Source organism: Actinoallomurus sp. NPDC052308 (assembly GCF_040679195.1).
In the GTDB taxonomy this organism is placed as follows: domain Bacteria; phylum Actinomycetota; class Actinomycetes; order Streptosporangiales; family Streptosporangiaceae; genus Actinoallomurus; species Actinoallomurus liliacearum.
Genome location: NZ_JBFAUM010000002.1, coordinates 617,757 through 631,985 on the forward strand (window position 1 = coordinate 617,757; position 14,229 = coordinate 631,985).

Below are 14,229 nucleotides of genomic sequence, written 5' to 3' on the forward strand. Positions count from 1 at the left end.
GAGCGAAGCGAGCCGCCCTTGAAGACGTAGAGAAAGTCCTCATTCGGCAGGTCTGGCCGTTCGGCCCCTAGAACGCTGGTGTCTCGTCTGGTGCTCGCGGCGGTGTCTGGTTGTCTCGTGGTCAGTCGGTAGCTGGCTGCCGCTTGGTGAGGTGCGGGATGAGTTCGGCCATGTCCGTGATGACGGCGCTGGCTCCGGCGGTGGTGAAGCGTTCGAGTTTGCCGGGCTTGTTGGCGTAGCCGATGCTGAGCGTTCCGGCGTTGTGTGCTCCCTCGATGTCGCTGAGGGAGTCGCCGATCAGGACACAGTCGGCGGGTGCCGCGTCCAGTTCCTTGACGGCCTGGCCGATCAGGTGGGGGTCGGGTTTGAGCAGCCGGGGGTCTGGATCGGTGCGGCCGATGATGGCGGTGAACATCGGTGCGAGGCCGGCGGCCGTGACGTAGCGCGCGACTGCTTCACGGGAGTTGTTGCTCACTGCGGCGATGGCGCGTCCGTCGTTGTGGGCTGCTTCGATGACCTGTCGGGCGTGTGGGGTGGCGTCGGCCACCTCGACGGCGCGGAGCTCCATCGTGCGCAGCTCGTCCGCGACGGTCTGGGCGAGGTCGGCGCTGATGGTCGCGGCGAAGCGCAACACATCGAACGGATCACCGGAGGCTGCGGCGTCCCCCGTGATCTCAATGCCTTCTCCCGTGACCAGGTCGCGTAGGTGGGCGGCGATGGTGGGGGCGGGCAGTCCGGAGAAGATGCCGCAGATGGGGCCGTCGAAGTCGAACAGCAGGTGCCTGCTGCGGGCCAGGACGTCGGCCAGGGCAGTAGGGGGCGGGGTCATCCGGTGATCTCGCGGCTGATCGTCTCCCAGACGGTGTTGAACCACTGGCGGGCCTGGGCGACGTACTGTGCCCCGACGGCTGAGCCGTCATGGACGGTGTGTCGGAACAAGCTTGCTTCCTTCCCCATCAGGTCGAACATGGGATGCGGTGTGCCCTTGATCTGCACGACATGTTGCCTGATCGGGTAGAAGCCGAAGAAGACCTCTTCGTTGTTCACGATGTAGAGCTTGAACAGCGGCGGGCAGTCCTGGACGCGGATCTCGGCCGTGGCGCTGTCGACGATGCCCAGGTCGGCCAGTTCCTCGACCGAGTCCAGGATGGCTTGCCCGTGGCGCAACATGATCCGACTCGTGCGCTGGCGGAACTCTGGGTCATCGCCCAGGTCGTCACTGCGGCACGGTACGGGCATCGGCTTGGAGACATCGGGCACGAGGATGCGCAGGGTGAGGCTCCGCGGTTTGAGTTGGCCGGCGCGGATCTTGTCGAGTGGTTCTTGGATGACGCCGTGCAAGGTCTCGCCGGAGAAGCCGAAGAAGTCGATCGCGACGTGTTCGCGGTCGAAGGCCGCTTCGACGTAGGGCCGGATTCTGATCGGCGCGGTGGCCACCGCTGCGTCGACGGGGAGCGCGGCGGTTGCTGCGGTCGGACCGGCCGGGGCCGCCACGCCTTGATGTGCGTCTTGCTCGTCATCAACGCGTTCGAATAGCTGTTCCGCAGTCCATCCAGGGAACATCTTTTCAAGAACGCGGCAGTGGTCCGGATACGGGAGTCCTTTGACATCTCCGGAGATCCAGCGGTGAAGCTGCGCGCGACTTGGTCCCCTGCCGACAAGGGACGGGTCGACCTTGCGCGCGGCTTTGTCGTATTCGGCGCTGAACGTCCGGTAGGTCTGCCAGTGCCGTTCGCGGAGCAGCGCTTTCAACCGCACGGGGGGCTTTGTCTTCGTCTGCTCGCCCATTAGGGCGAACGTAACACGAGACGAGCAATAGATGAGACGAAGAGAGAACAAGACGCCCGAGATGCGATAGGCGCGGTCTCGCAGCGCAACACCTGGTCCGGCGAGGCTCGGGATCGTGAACGACGAACGAAACACCGAGCTTGGGACGCGGACCCACCTGGAGGGCCGGGGGCGGGTCGCGTCGATTGATCGAGCGCGTCGGCAGGCTGCGAACAGGAGGGCTGCGGGCTTGACGGAGGTCGAGCGTCGGCTACTGCTCGAAGAGATCGCGCGGATTTCTGCGGAGTTGGGCGACTTGCAGGTCAAAGCCGCTGAGGTCGCGCGCCGGGTTGCGAGTTTGTCGCGTTCACGGGCGCAACGAACTGCCTGAAGCACCTAACGCGCTGGCCGTGGCGCCGTGATGAGCTGCGGGGCCGGCGACGTCGGGACAGGGTCATTCGTGGCCTGCCTCTCTCCGCGCGGGAGTTGAGGGATGACCTGGGTTCCCGTCGCCGGCCTCGCTTTCAACCGAGGGAGCGCAGCATGGACGGGATCAACCGGAAGCAGGAGCTGGAGACGCTGGTCGAGTTGTGCCGCGAACTGGTTCAGCTCGGCGTCAAGCCGGGACTCAGCGATGCGCGTCCGGCTCTCTCGGTGCGGACCGAGTTGAGCCGCCAGAAGATCTGGGTGGAGGTCGACGCGTCCCGTGGCGCGTTCGTGTGGCGTCGCGATGATCACGAGCGTCACTCGCTCGATGATCCGGCCGGCGCGGCGGCACGCCTCGCCGAGTACCTGAAGCGCCGTGATGCGGGGTCGGGCGAGCAGTCATGACGCCCGATCCGGTCACCGTGCTGCATCGCCGGTTTCCAGGGCTGGTGTTCTGGTTCGGCGTACGCACGGGGGCGTGGTGGGCGATCGTCCCACCCCCGGCCGGATGGCGGTTAATCGAGGCCGCCGATCCTGATCAGTTGACCCAGGCGGTCATCAAATCCCAGTCCTGGCCCTGGCCCGCGCCACGCCAAGGCGCACGCTGGACGCTGGGCGAGGGTCGATGCCGCTGACGGTTAGCGCACGGCCGTAGACGCCGCTACCTGCCTTCACGCGCATCCGCGGTGGGCAGGGCGGCTTCGCCCTGGTTTAAAGGTTCTTGGTGCGCTCGTCGAGTTGTTCGATCTTCGTGCGTAGGTGCCCGATGGCGCTGCGCATCTCTTGAAGCTGACCGAAGATCATCTGGAACTCTTCGCTGCGTTCTGCTGCCCCATCCTCGGCGCCGGCTGATGAGTCCGGCAGTGCGATGACGACGGTACGGCTTCCCTGCCTGCTCTCTAGGAGCCCTTCGCTGCGCAGGACATCGACGGCGCGTTCGATGGTCGCCTTGGCCGACCCGAACCGCTCGGCCAGTTCCCCGATCGGCGGGAACGGCTCCCCGATCGGAAACCGCCCGGCGGCGAGGTCTTCTCGCAGCTCATCCGCGATGCGGACGTACAGCTTCCGACGGTCCGGGTGCGCACTTGGCATGAGTCCAGGGTAGACGATCCAGCCCAGGTTTCTAGGTTCCCCAAGAAAGTTGTCCAAGATCGCTTGACTCTCCCTGTTTCCTAACTAACCTATGAAACTGTCCTTCCTAGAGAAGCTAGGGAGGCGGTTTCTGAGGGAGTGTCATGCAGAACATCGGTATCCCGGTCGACACCCGCGCGCTGACCTTCGTGTGCGTCGCTCCGCCCGCGCCCAAGCTGGTCAACCGGGAGACGGGTGAAGTCAAGGTCGACACCGAGGGCCGCACCGTCTTTCAGGTGGGTCTGTCGGTGGCGACCGAGGCCGGCCGGATCGACCTGGTCACGGTGAACGTCCCCGGTGACCCGCAGGTTCAGGTGGGGCAGATCGTGACGGTCTCTGATTTGATCGCGCGGCCGTGGAAGCAGGTGATCGGCGGTCAGGAGCGGCAGGGGATCTCGTTCGGGGCCTCGGCGGTGGTTCCGGTGTCGGTCGTCCGGGCCGCCTGAGCGGGGCTCGTCATGTTCGACAAGGCAACGCTGTTCGTAGCGGTCGCGGGTCTTGTCGCCGTTGTCGCCGGGGGCCTGGCATGGCGGCGGGTGCATCCGCTGTCGTTCTGGCTGTGCGTCGGGTTCCCGGCCCGCGCGGTCTGGCTGTACGCGACCTGGCAACACGTCGCCTCAGCCTGCAAGCTCACGTATAAGCGGCGGCGCTGGCGCGTCACCCTCGACTCCGTCCCGGTCCTGGGGGCCGCCTCCCGTGAAGCAACGGCGATCGTGGAGCGCCGGCACCTGCGGCGGGTCGAGATCGAGAAGGCTCCCCGCCTGGGCCTGATCCGGCCGTCTCGGCTGGGCTGGCGGCTGCCGATCACGCTGAACGACGGCCAGATCCCCGACGACTTCGCCAAGGTCGCCGAAAGGCTGGCACACGCGTGGCGGGCTCACGCGGTGCGGGTGCTGGACTCCAAGCCCGGCAAGGTCGTGCTGATCGCCACCCGCAAAGACCCCCTGACCTCGGTTCCGCCCGTACCGCCTGAGCCGGATGACCTGCTGCGGGTGCGGCCTGGGGTGCTGGAGAACGGGCGGCCGTGGGTGATCGACTTCAGAACCGTCCCGCACTGGCTGTTCGCCGGCGCCACCCAATCGGGCAAGTCAACGCTGCTCAACGCCATCATCCGCGGGCTTGCCCCGCAACCGGTGGCCCTGGTCGGCTTCGACCTCAAGGGCGGAGTCGAGTTGACCCCGTATGCGGCGCGTATGTCGGCGCTGGCGACGACGCGGGCGGGGTGTGTGCGGCTGCTCGATGGGCTGGTGTCGGAGTTGACGCACCGGATGGCCGACTGCCGCGAACACGGCGTGCGCAACGTCTGGCGGCTGCCTGAGGAGTTGCGCCCGATGCCGATTGTGGTGGTGGTCGATGAGGTCGCCGAACTGTTCCTCATCGCCGACAAGGCCGAAAAGGACACCGTCGCGAAAACGTCGGTGGCACTGCTTCGGATCGCCCAGCTTGGTCGGGCGTTCGGGGTCTACCTGATCGTCTGCGGCCAGCGCATCGGCTCTGACCTCGGCCCTGGCGTCACCGCACTGCGATCCCAGTTGTCCGGGCGGGTCTGCCATCGGGTCAACGATCCGGAGACGGCGACGATGACGCTCGGCGACATGGACCCCGCTGCACTCGAAGCCGCCCGCGCCATCCCCGCCGAGACGCCCGGCGTGGCGATCGTGGCCGGCAGTGACGGGTCCTGGCACCGCGCCCGCTCGGCCCTCACGACCGAGGCCGATGCGGAAGCCGCCGCACACGCGCACCGCCATCTCGCCACCCCCTGGACGGATCTCGTCCGCACCGGCCCGCGCGCCGTCCCTGACGACCAGGCCGCCTAACCCCTCGACCCCCCGGAGACTCGCCATGACCAACGTCATCCCCCTGCGCCGTCCCGCCGTCCCTGCTTCGGTCCCTCGTCCCCGTCCTCGTCGGTCCTCGTCCCGCCGCCTCGTCCTGGACCCCGTCCGCATGACCTTCGACGACACGCGCGGTGTCCACGTCGTGGCCTGTGCGCGCTGCGCCGAGACGCAGGCGGCCTACGCGGACGGGTTGGGCTGGCTGCTCGACTGGGCCGAGGCCCACCGCTGTGATCCGGAGTTGGCCGCCCTGCTCGCCTCGTGTGATCGGGAGGCGGCGTGATTCCCCGCCTCGGCGGCCTTCTGGCCGACTCCGGGCCGGTCGTCGTGCTGGCCGGGATCGCCGCGGCGGGCTCGTTCACCCACATCCGCGACACCGCCCGCCAGCACGGACAACACGGCTGGATGGCCTGGGCCATCGCCGTCTGCATCGACCTCACCTGCGTCATGGCCGCTCGTGAACGGCAGCGTGACCGGCGCACCGGTCGACGTACCGGGCCGGTGTCCTGGCCGTCGCTCGTGTTGGCCGGCGGGGTGGTGCTCTCGCTGGCCGCCAACCTCGCCCAAGCCGAACCCACCCCATGGGGCTGGCTGACCGCCGCAACCCCGGCAGGCGCGTTCCTGGTGGCCGTCTCGATGCTCGAACGACGCTCCGCCGGTCGACGCCCGGCCGAGGCTCCCTCGTCCTCTTCCTCGGCCTCGTCCGCGACGGGCGCTGTCGACTCGTCCCCGGTGCCGCCGTCGTTCGGACAGCCGTCCTCTGACCTCGTCCTCGTCCGGGACGACGCACCGAAGCAGGACGAGCGTCGGGACGAGGTTGCCTCGGCGGGCGGGCCGGCGGCCGAACTGCTCACCTTCGCCCGGCGCGTCGCCACCGAACACGAACAACGCCACGGACGCCCCATCACCCGCGACGCCCTACGCGCCCGGCTCGGGATTTCCAACCAGCTCGCCTCTGACCTTCTTCGCCAGATCCGCACCGCCTGAAGAGAGGAAACCTCGTCATGACCGCACAGCCGATCGTTCCCGGTGACCTGTTCGCGCGCCACCAGACCATCAAGGGCCTTCGCGCCCTGGCCGATTTCCTGGAGGCCAACCCCGCCGTTCCGGTCAACACCTATGGGTGGGAGGTCAGCTACCACCCCCACGGCACCGATGCGCAGAAGGCGGCCGAGGTCGACCGTATCGCCGCCCTCCTCGACGCCGTCCCCGTCGACGAGCGAGGCGACGGTGGCCATTACACCGTGGCCAAGACGTTCGGCCGCATCACCTACAAGGTCGTCCACGTCCCGGCTCGGCGCATGGCCGCCCACGAGGCGCTGATGAGCTACGCCGACGTCTTTGACGCCATGGCCGACCAGGACGCCGCGTGATGGGCCTCGATGACGAGCGTAGGGCGCTGGTGCCGCATGTGGAGCACTGGGCGTGCTGCCACTGCACCGGCGGCCTGAACTCCGAGGGCCAGACCTGCCAGCACTGCCAGGGCCTCGGATTCTCCTGACGCCCTGCGCCCCCGGCGTGGCCACACAACCGCCAAGTCGTCCGCCACGTCGGGGGCCATCCCTCCACCGCTCCAAAGAACGACAGGAGACGCCTCCATCTTGCCTGCTGCCGTCCCCTCCCCGCTCACCCTCCGCGACATCGCCCGCCGCGCCAGCTCGCCCGACTACCAGCGCTGGGCCGCACAGATCCGCCGGACCGGTGGCTGCGCCCAACCGATCCACCTGCGCGGGCGGGTCGACTACCGCGACCCCCTCACCGGCGCCCTCCTCCACCGCTACTCCACGATCCATGAGCCGGACGGAGTGCTGCGCGTGGCGTGCAAGACCCGCCGCGCGTCCCGCTGCCCCTCCTGCGCCAAGGTCTACCGCGCCGACACCTACCAACTCGTCCGCGCGGGACTCGTCGGCGGCAAAGGCGTGCCCGACACCGTCACCGCTCACCCGGCGGCATTCGTCACCCTCACGGCTCCCTCGTTCGGGCCGGTCCACGCCCGACGCGAAAAGGCCGACAAGGTCCAGCCGTGCCACCCTCGGCGGGACCTCGCCGAGTGCCCGCATGGGCGTCCGCAGTCCTGCACGCAGCGGCACGGGGCCGACGATCCGCGGTTGGGGGAACCGCTCTGCCCGGACTGCTACGACTACACCGGCTCCGTCCTGTTCAACGCCCTCGCCCCCGAACTATGGCGACGCTTCACCCTCGCCCTGCGGCGGCGGCTGGCCAAGGCGGCGGGCCTGACGCTCGCTGAGATGCGGGCCGTGCTGGCGGTCTCCTTCGCCAAGGTCGCCGAATACCAACGGCGGGGCATCGTCCACTTCCACGCCGTGATCCGCCTCGACGGACCCGACGGGCCGACCACGTCCCCACCGGCCTGGGCAACCGGCGGACTCCTCGACGACGCCGTACGCCACGCCGCCCACGCGGTCACGGTCACCACCCCTGCAGCCGAGGACGTACCGGCTCGCTCGCTGGCATGGGGGTCTCAGGTCGACGTGCGGCCGATCACCACGACCGGGGAACTGACCGACCAAGCCGTGGCCGGCTACATCGCCAAATACGCCACCAAGGCGGCCGAATGCGTCGGCACGCTCGACCGGCGTATCCGCCCGACCGACGACCTCGACCGCCTCAACATCCGCGACCACGCCCGGCGCCTCATCACCGAATGTCAGCGACTCGGCGCGCTTCCGGAGATGGCTGATCTTCGATTGGCGGACTGGGCGCACATGCTCGGCTTCCGCGGCCACTTCTCGACCAAGTCCCGCCGCTACTCCACCACCCTCGGCGCCCTCCGCGAAGCGCGCATGGCCTACAACCAGCGCGAACACGACATCACCACCGGCCGCCTCCCCCTCTTCGACGACGACCAGGTCCTCGTCATCGCGCACTGGGACTACGCCGGTCAAGGCCACACCCCCGGCGAAGCCTTCCTAACCGCCGCGATCAACGGCACGTCGCTGCCACCGCTCGGCCCTGGCGACGGTGACGCCTGCGCTCGTCTCATCGACGAACGGCGCGCCGAGTGCGACGGTTCTCCGGCGGGCGCTGCTGCACTACGGGCTGAACCCTCCGCGCTGGAAGTTCCCTGTTCCGGCCGAGGAAGCCGCAGCTCTGAAATGGCTTGGGAGCCGATCGCTCCCCGTCACAGATCTCGCTGAGGCGGACGTCATTCGATCCGCTCTGAACGCCATCGCTGTCACGATGACCGGTCGCCCGGCCGCTGCCACCACCGTCGCGCGCAAGCGCGCCGTGCTCTACAACGTGCTCAAGTACGCGGTGAGGGAACGGAAGCTCCTCGACGCCAACCCCATCGATCAGGTGGATTGGAAGGCTCCGGAGAAAATTGAGCAGGTCGACCGGAGTGTTGTCGCCAACCCGGCGCAGGCGCGGCAGCTCCTCGCCGCGGTGACCTATGTGGGTCGGCTGTCTGGTCGCGGGGCACGGATGCGCGCGATGTACGCGTGTATGTACTACGGCGGCCTTCGGCCCTCCGAGGCGATCGGTCTGCGGCGGCAAGACTGCGAACTGCCCGATCTGTGCGCCTGCGTCGGCGAATGCTCCTGTGATCTCCCGGCTTCAGCGTGGGGTCGGCTGACGCTGACGAAGTCACGGCCGAGACCGGGCAGGCTCTACACCGATAGCGGACAGAGCCACGACGAGAAGGGCCTCAAGCGACGTCCGGTCGGTGACAAGCGCCTCGTCCCGATCCCGCCGGAGCTGGTCCGCATCCTGGCTGAGCACCTGGAGCAGTTCGGCACGGCGGAGGATGGCCGGCTGTTCGCCACCTCGACCGGCGGCACGGTCTCAGCGTCGGCGGTCTGGCGCATCTGGCATGCCGCTCGTGTCATCGGCCTGTCCCCCGAGCAGCAAACCACGCCCCTCGCCGGACGCCCGTACGACCTGCGGCACGCCTGCGCGACGCTGCTCCTGAACGCAGGCGTACCGCCCAAGGAGGTGGCCCGGCGGCTGGGGCACAGCGTGGAGGTCTTGTGGAAGGTCTACGCGGGCTGCCTCGACGGGGACGAGGAACGGATCAACCGCCTGATCGAAAAGGCGCTCGCCGCGTAACGCGTTCTGCAGCGACAGGGCTCCGGGTCCATCCCGGGGCCTTCTTGCTTTTTCGGGGGCTCACCTGGGCGAACCCCGCCCCGGCTCATCCCGCGTATATCCCGCGACCACCGGCTGAGGGGTGCTTTCGGTGGCATACGGCTGCACACATGCGAAACCCCGGCGACCTGTGTTGGTGCTGGTCAGCCGGGGTTTTCCTTGATCAGGTGGGTGCCCCCGGCAGGATTCGAACCTGCGGCACACGGTTTAGGAAACCGTTGCTCTATCCCCTGAGCTACGAGGGCTTGACGCTGGTAGAGCCTAGCGGACCCGCCCGGCTCCGCGCCTCCAGTCGGCGACCGTTCCGGACATGTTCCGGATCTTGACCGTCCGATGCGGACCAGCGCGCACCGTCAAGGGTAGTGCCGTCCTCGCACGCTCCGCCCCCGGCCTGGTCATCCCGCCCGCCGTCGTACCACCGTCCGGGGAGCGGGCCGGGCTAAGGTAGTGAAGCCTCCGCGCTCCAGGGAAGTTGCCATGCCTCGTCGGTCCCCAGGCGAGATCAGACGTCAGCTACCACGTGCGGTCTTCCGCGGCCGCGGGCCCGCAATCAAGGGGCTGTCCGGTGCGACCAACCATCAGATCGCTTTCTTCGAGCGACACAACGGATTGCCACCCGGCGACGTCGGTCGCGCCCTCCGTGTCTGGGCTCAAGGCCCGATCCCTCACCCCTGCGGAGGGCTGACATGCGGAGAAGCGACCACCCTCTGGCGCGACATGCACGCGCGCACGTTGCTCAATGACGTCCTGCACACCTTGCGACGAGCCGCACGCCGAGACCTGAGCCGAGCGCTTGTACCGCTTGACGACGCCTTCCTCAGAAGGACCGTTAACGATCCGACCGCGTCGCCCGATCGACCATGGTGGCGCAGACGGTTCGTACGCTAGGCACGACAGTGCGACCTTGAGCACCGCGAGCACTCGGCCGGAGGGACCGGCGCCCACGCCGCGCGCCCGTAGGGCGTGCCGGAGCGGGCGGTCTGCGGCGGCCCTTGCGGTCTGGTGCGGGCAGAAGGACTCTGCCACGATGTGGTCCGCCCGAGGAGCGGTAGGAACAGCGCGGAGGGACAGTTGCCTGGGCTGGCGGAGCTGACCTACAGCACGGTCGGCGGAATCGTTGGGGCGACGGCGACCGGCTATCTGACCAGGCAGCATGAGCGGCGGCAGCTACGTGCCGACGTCATGCAGCGACTGCAGACGATCGCGGAGATAACCGCCGGGGTCCGTGATATCGAGATCGGGTGGGCTCCGGTCCGCCGGGCGGTCGGCGGACGATCGCACCTGACAAGCGGGCTCGGCCTGAGGGCGACCCTCGACGGCGGCATCGACGCCGAAGACGCGCTCCATAAGGCTTTCGCCGGGTTCGGAGTGGCCGCGCTGGCCGCCGGCACCCCGCGTCGGGTCATGGACTTCGCCGCCGGTTCCCACGAACGCGCCTTCGAGTGTGAAGTGATCAGAATCATCGACCGCCGCGCCGGTGGCGTCCTGGGAGAGTCGGTCGATGTACTGATGCGGGCCGCTGAGGAGTACCAGCGAGCGGCCACCGGACTCCTGCTCCACACCCTCTGGCGCCCCTGGCGGGCGCGGTTGCGCCTCCGCACCCGAATCCGCGTGCTCCGCACCGATGTGGCGGCGCTCCACGACCTCCAGGAGGCGGCCAGGACACGCTTGATCGAGACCGAGAACATCACGCTGCTCTTCGCTCGTCTCGACCCGGACCAGCGGCGCTGGGAAACCTGGAAGATCTCCCCGATTCCCGGGATTGCGACGCCGTACGCCTCGGCCACGGAACCCCACGGCCAGAACGCATCAGCCAAGGCGGACGGTTAGCTTCGGTCCGACGAAGCCCGAGCCAGCGCAATACCAGCGAATCGACGGCCGAGCCATTCATTACGCGTCAGGCTGTACACGTTCACCGCCCCTGCAAGGCGTGCGAGGTGGCGTCGGCTACCTCGACGGCGCGTAGCTCCATCGCGGGTCACTCGGCGCCGGCGTTCACTCCGGCGCAGCTGCTCTCTTCGTATGTCTGGGGCTGCTGCTTGCTCAGGCGCAGGGGTTGGTGCCCCTGAAGACGTCCCCGGCCCTGAGCTGAAGATCTTCCGCACCTGCACCGGTGAAGACGAGGCGAGCGCCGTGAGGCGGGTGCAGCTCGGTTACCTTCACCTGGGGATATCGCCGGATCTCCGTCAGTGCCAGGTCGACTGCTTGTCCGTGCCGACCCACGCCCCGGAAACGTGCGCCCACCCGTGTGGTCGCCAGACATCGCACGACGACAGCCAGAAGATCGGTGCCCGTGGTGTCCACCCGCTCGATCTGGACGGCGGGGCGGGGTGCTTCCATGGGGGCCATTGTCTCCCCGCCCGGGGCGCGGGATCCGATCCCGACTTGATCGTCCGGGCCGAGACCTACGCGGCGAGCGCATCATCCATCCGTTGGTCGGCTGCTCGATCGTCGCCGTCGATGCGACTGGCGTAGAGCTTGAGGGCCATTCACGCCCTACAGAATCACGAGGTCTGCGCGTAATGGAAAAGGTTCAGTGTTGACCCGGCTCAGAGCGCGGTTACCTCGTCGTCGGTGAAGCCGGTGGCGGCCTTGAACTCCGCCAATATGTGTTCCTGCGGAAGCGCGGACGGTATCTGCATGAGGGCGATGTCGTCGCTGCCGATCCACCAGGGCGTCACCAAGGCGACCTCGGCACCCGACTTCAGCCGCAGCAACAGGGCCTCACGGCCAGCGTCCACCTTGCTGAACCCGCGCTGCAGACGCCCTTGCACGTCGATGTACCAGAGGTGGATGCGGGCAATCGGTCGTGCACCATCGAACCGGTTCCAGTTGGCGATGTCCACATAGAGGTAAGGGGGGGCAGGCCAGGGCCGCAAGGCGTCGAGGCGGTTCTGGACTTTGATCAGGAACTCACGTACAGAGGGCTCGTCGTGGCGCAGCGGAATGTCGCCGACCAATTGGTCGCCTGACCGCAAGGCTTCGGTGAGCGCCGTGTACTCTTCTTCCGGCGTCAGGTCGAACTGCGGACGTTTTATGATCCTTTGCGCGACACGCTCGATAACACTGTCGTCAAGCTGTCTCGAAAATTGAACGTTGTGCAGGATCCCGTTGATGATGGCGCGCCATAGCATGATTATGCCATTCCTTGCTCACTGATCAGGTCACCATGTGAAATCGATCATATCATCGTCGATCCTTACGCCCTGGCTGCGCAGGTGATCAACAACCTGCTGATTGATTTCAGCGCTCGGCCTGTAGTGGCCACTTGAGTTGCTTATCGCATTAACCCGGCCATCGGAGACCGAGAGTGTTCCCGCGCCGGCCACATCTTCACCACCGAGGAGACTCGAATGGTGGAACTTGCCATACTCTTCGAAGTTGGACGCATAGATGTTGCCGTGTTTGTCCATGACGAATATGGCTCCGGGAGCATCAGGGTTCTCACCTACGACGCTGTTGAAAGGTCTTCCCTTGCTGTCTCGCAGCAAGCCGTCCTCATCGACTGTGAGCCTGTAATCTCTGCGCTCCACATCATCGAGGTAGCGTACTTCTATTCTGTCGCCCCAGGGGCCTATGATCCCACCCGGCTGGTTCTCGCCCCGGTAGCTTTCCTTCAGTGGGGTTGTTTTGAATGGAGCTTTTTCGGCTGCGTCACCTGCAGCGCGTGACGCTTTTCCGCCGAACTTCTTGAAGTAAGGCTCAGCGGCTTCGAAGAGCCCCTTCCCGATCGCATCGTACTTACCCATTCGCTACTGCGTTCATAGGCATATTGACGTACCGGCCTTGCTTGAAGACGGGTGTCATCGGCGGCGGCGCTCGGCGCTCCGAACCGGCGGCGTTGTGGCGCGGAATGCGCATCAGCGAAATCAGCAGTGTCCGGCTTGATAGTGGAGTCGAATACCTGACACGACTAAGAGAACTGCGGGCGAGGGCAATGCCGCCCACATTGCCTTGGACATCTTTCGAGTAGGCATCGACTCAGTCACTCGCGCCACTCCCGCAGAACCATCATCGGGCGCCATAGGGGTACGACCTCTTTGACGAGCCATGACAGCGTTGGGTTCCTGTCAAATGGCTGCTCGAGCGCACCGCTGGGGGCTCCGCTGCCCCATGCCCCCGCGAGCCGGAGCACTCGCCCGCCCTCGCGGATCAGAGCTGCGGCCACCGTGTCGTCGTACTCAATGCCTCACTGGCCTACGCGACCGTCGATGCACTCCCGCAACAGGTCCGCGTGGCCGCAGTGTCGGGCGTACTCTTCGATCCGGTGCACCAGCACTTCCCGGACGGCGATGGCGTCCTTCCCCGGCCGCACGCTCAGGTCTGGATACTCGGCCAGCACGGCGTCGGTGGTCGCCTGTTCACGGGCCAGGTCGGCGTATGCGGCGTCGACGACCGCCTGTTCGGCGACCGCTCCGTCGAAGTCGGCGTCGCCCGCGCCGTACAGCTTCGGCGGGGGGCCGCCAGGCAGGATCCAGCCGCGCCAGTCCCGCTCTACCTCGGCGAGATGCCGGAGCAGGCCGAGCAGCGACATGGTCGACGGCGGGACCGACCGGCGGGCCAGCTGTTCCGCGTTAAGACCGTCGCATTTCATCAGCAGGGTCAGTCTGTAATGCGTCAGGTAATCCTGCAGTGTCGCCAGTTCGCCTTCCGGACTGACTCCGGTGTTGTCGCGGGGATCCTCATCCGGGTTCACCCACATGTCGGGGTAGACGGTTGCCTGGCTCCACCGCTGGGGTTGATCGCTCACTCCGGCCATGGTGGTCCTCGGGCACCCGGCCTGCCAGCGAATTTCCGCGACTGCACGCCTGACCAGCGCTTCCGTCTTGCCGACTGAGCGCGCCAGTGTCCAAGGGGCCGCAGTTGCTGTAGCCGGGCGTCTCCGGACTGTCAACGGTCAGCGGTCTAGAGGGCCGCCGGCCAACCTCAGTCTAGAGATCGGGATTCATCCCATGAAAAATAA

General features: G+C 67.2%; 17 protein-coding genes and 1 tRNA gene. 10 read left to right on the forward strand and 8 right to left on the reverse strand.

Features of this window, described 5'->3' with window-relative positions; translation table 11 throughout:
- Positions 1-121: 121 nt before the first annotated feature.
- Together AB0L00_RS08930 and AB0L00_RS08935 are read right to left on the reverse strand one after the other, a co-directional pair.
- Positions 122-829 (reverse strand): HAD family phosphatase, encoded by a 708-nt coding sequence (locus AB0L00_RS08930; protein ID WP_364430431.1) that lies wholly within the window; start codon positions 827-829, stop codon positions 122-124.
- A complete protein-coding gene (locus AB0L00_RS08935) occupies positions 826-1,788 on the reverse strand; it encodes a hypothetical protein (protein WP_364430434.1) in 963 nt (320 codons plus the stop codon). Before AB0L00_RS08935 ends, AB0L00_RS08930 begins: the two co-directional genes overlap by 4 nt.
- A gap of 522 nt (positions 1,789-2,310) precedes the next feature.
- Here AB0L00_RS08935 and AB0L00_RS08940 point away from each other — a divergent pair.
- The gene (locus AB0L00_RS08940) at positions 2,311-2,598 is read left to right on the forward strand and encodes a hypothetical protein (RefSeq protein WP_364430436.1); all 288 of its coding nucleotides are present in this window, start codon (positions 2,311-2,313) and stop codon (positions 2,596-2,598) included.
- Positions 2,599-2,904: 306 nt separating this feature from the next.
- Here AB0L00_RS08940 and AB0L00_RS08945 read toward each other — a convergent pair whose 3' ends face one another.
- Entirely contained in the window at positions 2,905-3,342 is a 438-nt protein-coding gene (locus AB0L00_RS08945; protein WP_364430439.1) for a winged helix-turn-helix domain-containing protein, read from the reverse strand.
- 86 nt (positions 3,343-3,428) lie between these two features.
- On the opposite strand from AB0L00_RS08945, the gene AB0L00_RS08950 reads away from it, so the two are divergent.
- From AB0L00_RS08950 to AB0L00_RS08985, 8 genes are all read left to right on the forward strand, one after another.
- Positions 3,429-3,770 carry a hypothetical protein gene (locus tag AB0L00_RS08950; RefSeq protein ID WP_364430441.1) on the forward strand — a complete coding sequence of 114 codons (342 nt, stop codon included), beginning with the start codon at positions 3,429-3,431 and terminating at the stop codon, positions 3,768-3,770.
- Positions 3,771-3,782: 12 nt separating this feature from the next.
- Positions 3,783-5,141: an FtsK/SpoIIIE domain-containing protein gene (locus AB0L00_RS08955; RefSeq protein WP_364430444.1), complete on the forward strand. Its 1,359-nt coding sequence runs from the start codon at positions 3,783-3,785 to the stop codon at positions 5,139-5,141.
- Between the two features lie 130 nt (positions 5,142-5,271).
- Positions 5,272-5,442, forward strand: coding sequence for a hypothetical protein (locus AB0L00_RS08960; protein WP_364430447.1), 171 nt, complete (start codon positions 5,272-5,274; stop codon positions 5,440-5,442).
- A complete protein-coding gene (locus AB0L00_RS08965) occupies positions 5,442-6,146 on the forward strand; it encodes a DUF2637 domain-containing protein (protein WP_364431599.1) in 705 nt (234 codons plus the stop codon). The genes AB0L00_RS08960 and AB0L00_RS08965 overlap by 1 nt, the downstream gene beginning before the upstream one ends.
- A 17-nt stretch (positions 6,147-6,163) precedes the next feature.
- Entirely contained in the window at positions 6,164-6,532 is a 369-nt protein-coding gene (locus AB0L00_RS08970; protein WP_364430450.1) for a hypothetical protein, read from the forward strand.
- Entirely contained in the window at positions 6,532-6,660 is a 129-nt protein-coding gene (locus AB0L00_RS08975) for a hypothetical protein (RefSeq protein WP_364430452.1), read from the forward strand. The genes AB0L00_RS08970 and AB0L00_RS08975 overlap by 1 nt, the downstream gene beginning before the upstream one ends.
- Before the next feature lie 100 nt (positions 6,661-6,760).
- On the forward strand, positions 6,761-8,317 hold the full coding sequence (locus tag AB0L00_RS08980; protein WP_364430455.1) for a replication initiator: 1,557 nt from the start codon (positions 6,761-6,763) through the stop codon (positions 8,315-8,317).
- 43 nt (positions 8,318-8,360) lie between these two features.
- Positions 8,361-9,227, forward strand: coding sequence for a tyrosine-type recombinase/integrase (locus AB0L00_RS08985; protein ID WP_364430458.1), 867 nt, complete (start codon positions 8,361-8,363; stop codon positions 9,225-9,227).
- A 211-nt stretch (positions 9,228-9,438) separates the two neighbouring features.
- Here the strand turns inward: AB0L00_RS08985 and AB0L00_RS08990 are convergent.
- A tRNA-Arg gene (locus AB0L00_RS08990) sits at positions 9,439-9,511 on the reverse strand.
- A gap of 784 nt (positions 9,512-10,295) precedes the next feature.
- On the opposite strand from AB0L00_RS08990, the gene AB0L00_RS08995 reads away from it, so the two are divergent.
- Complete coding sequence (locus AB0L00_RS08995; protein ID WP_364430460.1) at positions 10,296-11,096, forward strand: hypothetical protein; 801 nt, start codon at positions 10,296-10,298, stop codon at positions 11,094-11,096.
- A 213-nt stretch (positions 11,097-11,309) separates the two neighbouring features.
- Here the strand turns inward: AB0L00_RS08995 and AB0L00_RS09000 are convergent, their stop codons facing one another.
- The 4 genes from AB0L00_RS09000 to AB0L00_RS09015 all read right to left on the reverse strand — a co-directional run bounded on the left by AB0L00_RS09000 (position 11,310) and on the right by AB0L00_RS09015 (position 14,025).
- On the reverse strand, positions 11,310-11,606 hold the full coding sequence (locus AB0L00_RS09000) for a hypothetical protein (protein WP_364430462.1): 297 nt from the start codon (positions 11,604-11,606) through the stop codon (positions 11,310-11,312).
- A 209-nt stretch (positions 11,607-11,815) separates the two neighbouring features.
- Positions 11,816-12,400 (reverse strand): hypothetical protein, encoded by a 585-nt coding sequence (locus AB0L00_RS09005; protein WP_364430465.1) that lies wholly within the window; start codon positions 12,398-12,400, stop codon positions 11,816-11,818.
- Between the two features lie 30 nt (positions 12,401-12,430).
- Entirely contained in the window at positions 12,431-13,015 is a 585-nt protein-coding gene (locus AB0L00_RS09010) for a hypothetical protein (protein WP_364430467.1), read from the reverse strand.
- Between the two features lie 440 nt (positions 13,016-13,455).
- The gene (locus AB0L00_RS09015; RefSeq protein ID WP_364430469.1) at positions 13,456-14,025 is read right to left on the reverse strand and encodes a DinB family protein; all 570 of its coding nucleotides are present in this window, start codon (positions 14,023-14,025) and stop codon (positions 13,456-13,458) included.
- Between the last annotated feature and the right edge of the window lie 204 nt (positions 14,026-14,229).

Excerpts from the sequence above, each read along its gene's own strand:
- AB0L00_RS08930 (WP_364430431.1), bottom strand. The coding sequence starts at position 829 with ATGACCCCGCCCCCTACTGCCCTGGCCGACGTCCTGGCCCGCAGCAGG.
- AB0L00_RS08960 (WP_364430447.1), top strand. The coding sequence starts at position 5,272 with ATGACCTTCGACGACACGCGCGGTGTCCACGTCGTGGCCTGTGCGCGC.
- AB0L00_RS09000 (WP_364430462.1), bottom strand. The coding sequence starts at position 11,606 with ATGGAAGCACCCCGCCCCGCCGTCCAGATCGAGCGGGTGGACACCACG.
- AB0L00_RS08955 (WP_364430444.1), top strand. The coding sequence starts at position 3,783 with ATGTTCGACAAGGCAACGCTGTTCGTAGCGGTCGCGGGTCTTGTCGCC.
- AB0L00_RS09005 (WP_364430465.1), bottom strand. The coding sequence starts at position 12,400 with ATGCTATGGCGCGCCATCATCAACGGGATCCTGCACAACGTTCAATTT.
- AB0L00_RS08950 (WP_364430441.1), top strand. The coding sequence starts at position 3,429 with ATGCAGAACATCGGTATCCCGGTCGACACCCGCGCGCTGACCTTCGTG.
- AB0L00_RS08940 (WP_364430436.1), top strand. The coding sequence starts at position 2,311 with ATGGACGGGATCAACCGGAAGCAGGAGCTGGAGACGCTGGTCGAGTTG.
- AB0L00_RS08985 (WP_364430458.1), top strand. The coding sequence starts at position 8,361 with ATGACCGGTCGCCCGGCCGCTGCCACCACCGTCGCGCGCAAGCGCGCC.
- AB0L00_RS09010 (WP_364430467.1), bottom strand. The coding sequence starts at position 13,015 with ATGGGTAAGTACGATGCGATCGGGAAGGGGCTCTTCGAAGCCGCTGAG.
- AB0L00_RS08975 (WP_364430452.1), top strand. The coding sequence starts at position 6,532 with ATGGGCCTCGATGACGAGCGTAGGGCGCTGGTGCCGCATGTGGAGCAC.
- AB0L00_RS09015 (WP_364430469.1), bottom strand. The coding sequence starts at position 14,025 with ATGGCCGGAGTGAGCGATCAACCCCAGCGGTGGAGCCAGGCAACCGTC.
- AB0L00_RS08970 (WP_364430450.1), top strand. The coding sequence starts at position 6,164 with ATGACCGCACAGCCGATCGTTCCCGGTGACCTGTTCGCGCGCCACCAG.
- AB0L00_RS08935 (WP_364430434.1), bottom strand. The coding sequence starts at position 1,788 with ATGGGCGAGCAGACGAAGACAAAGCCCCCCGTGCGGTTGAAAGCGCTG.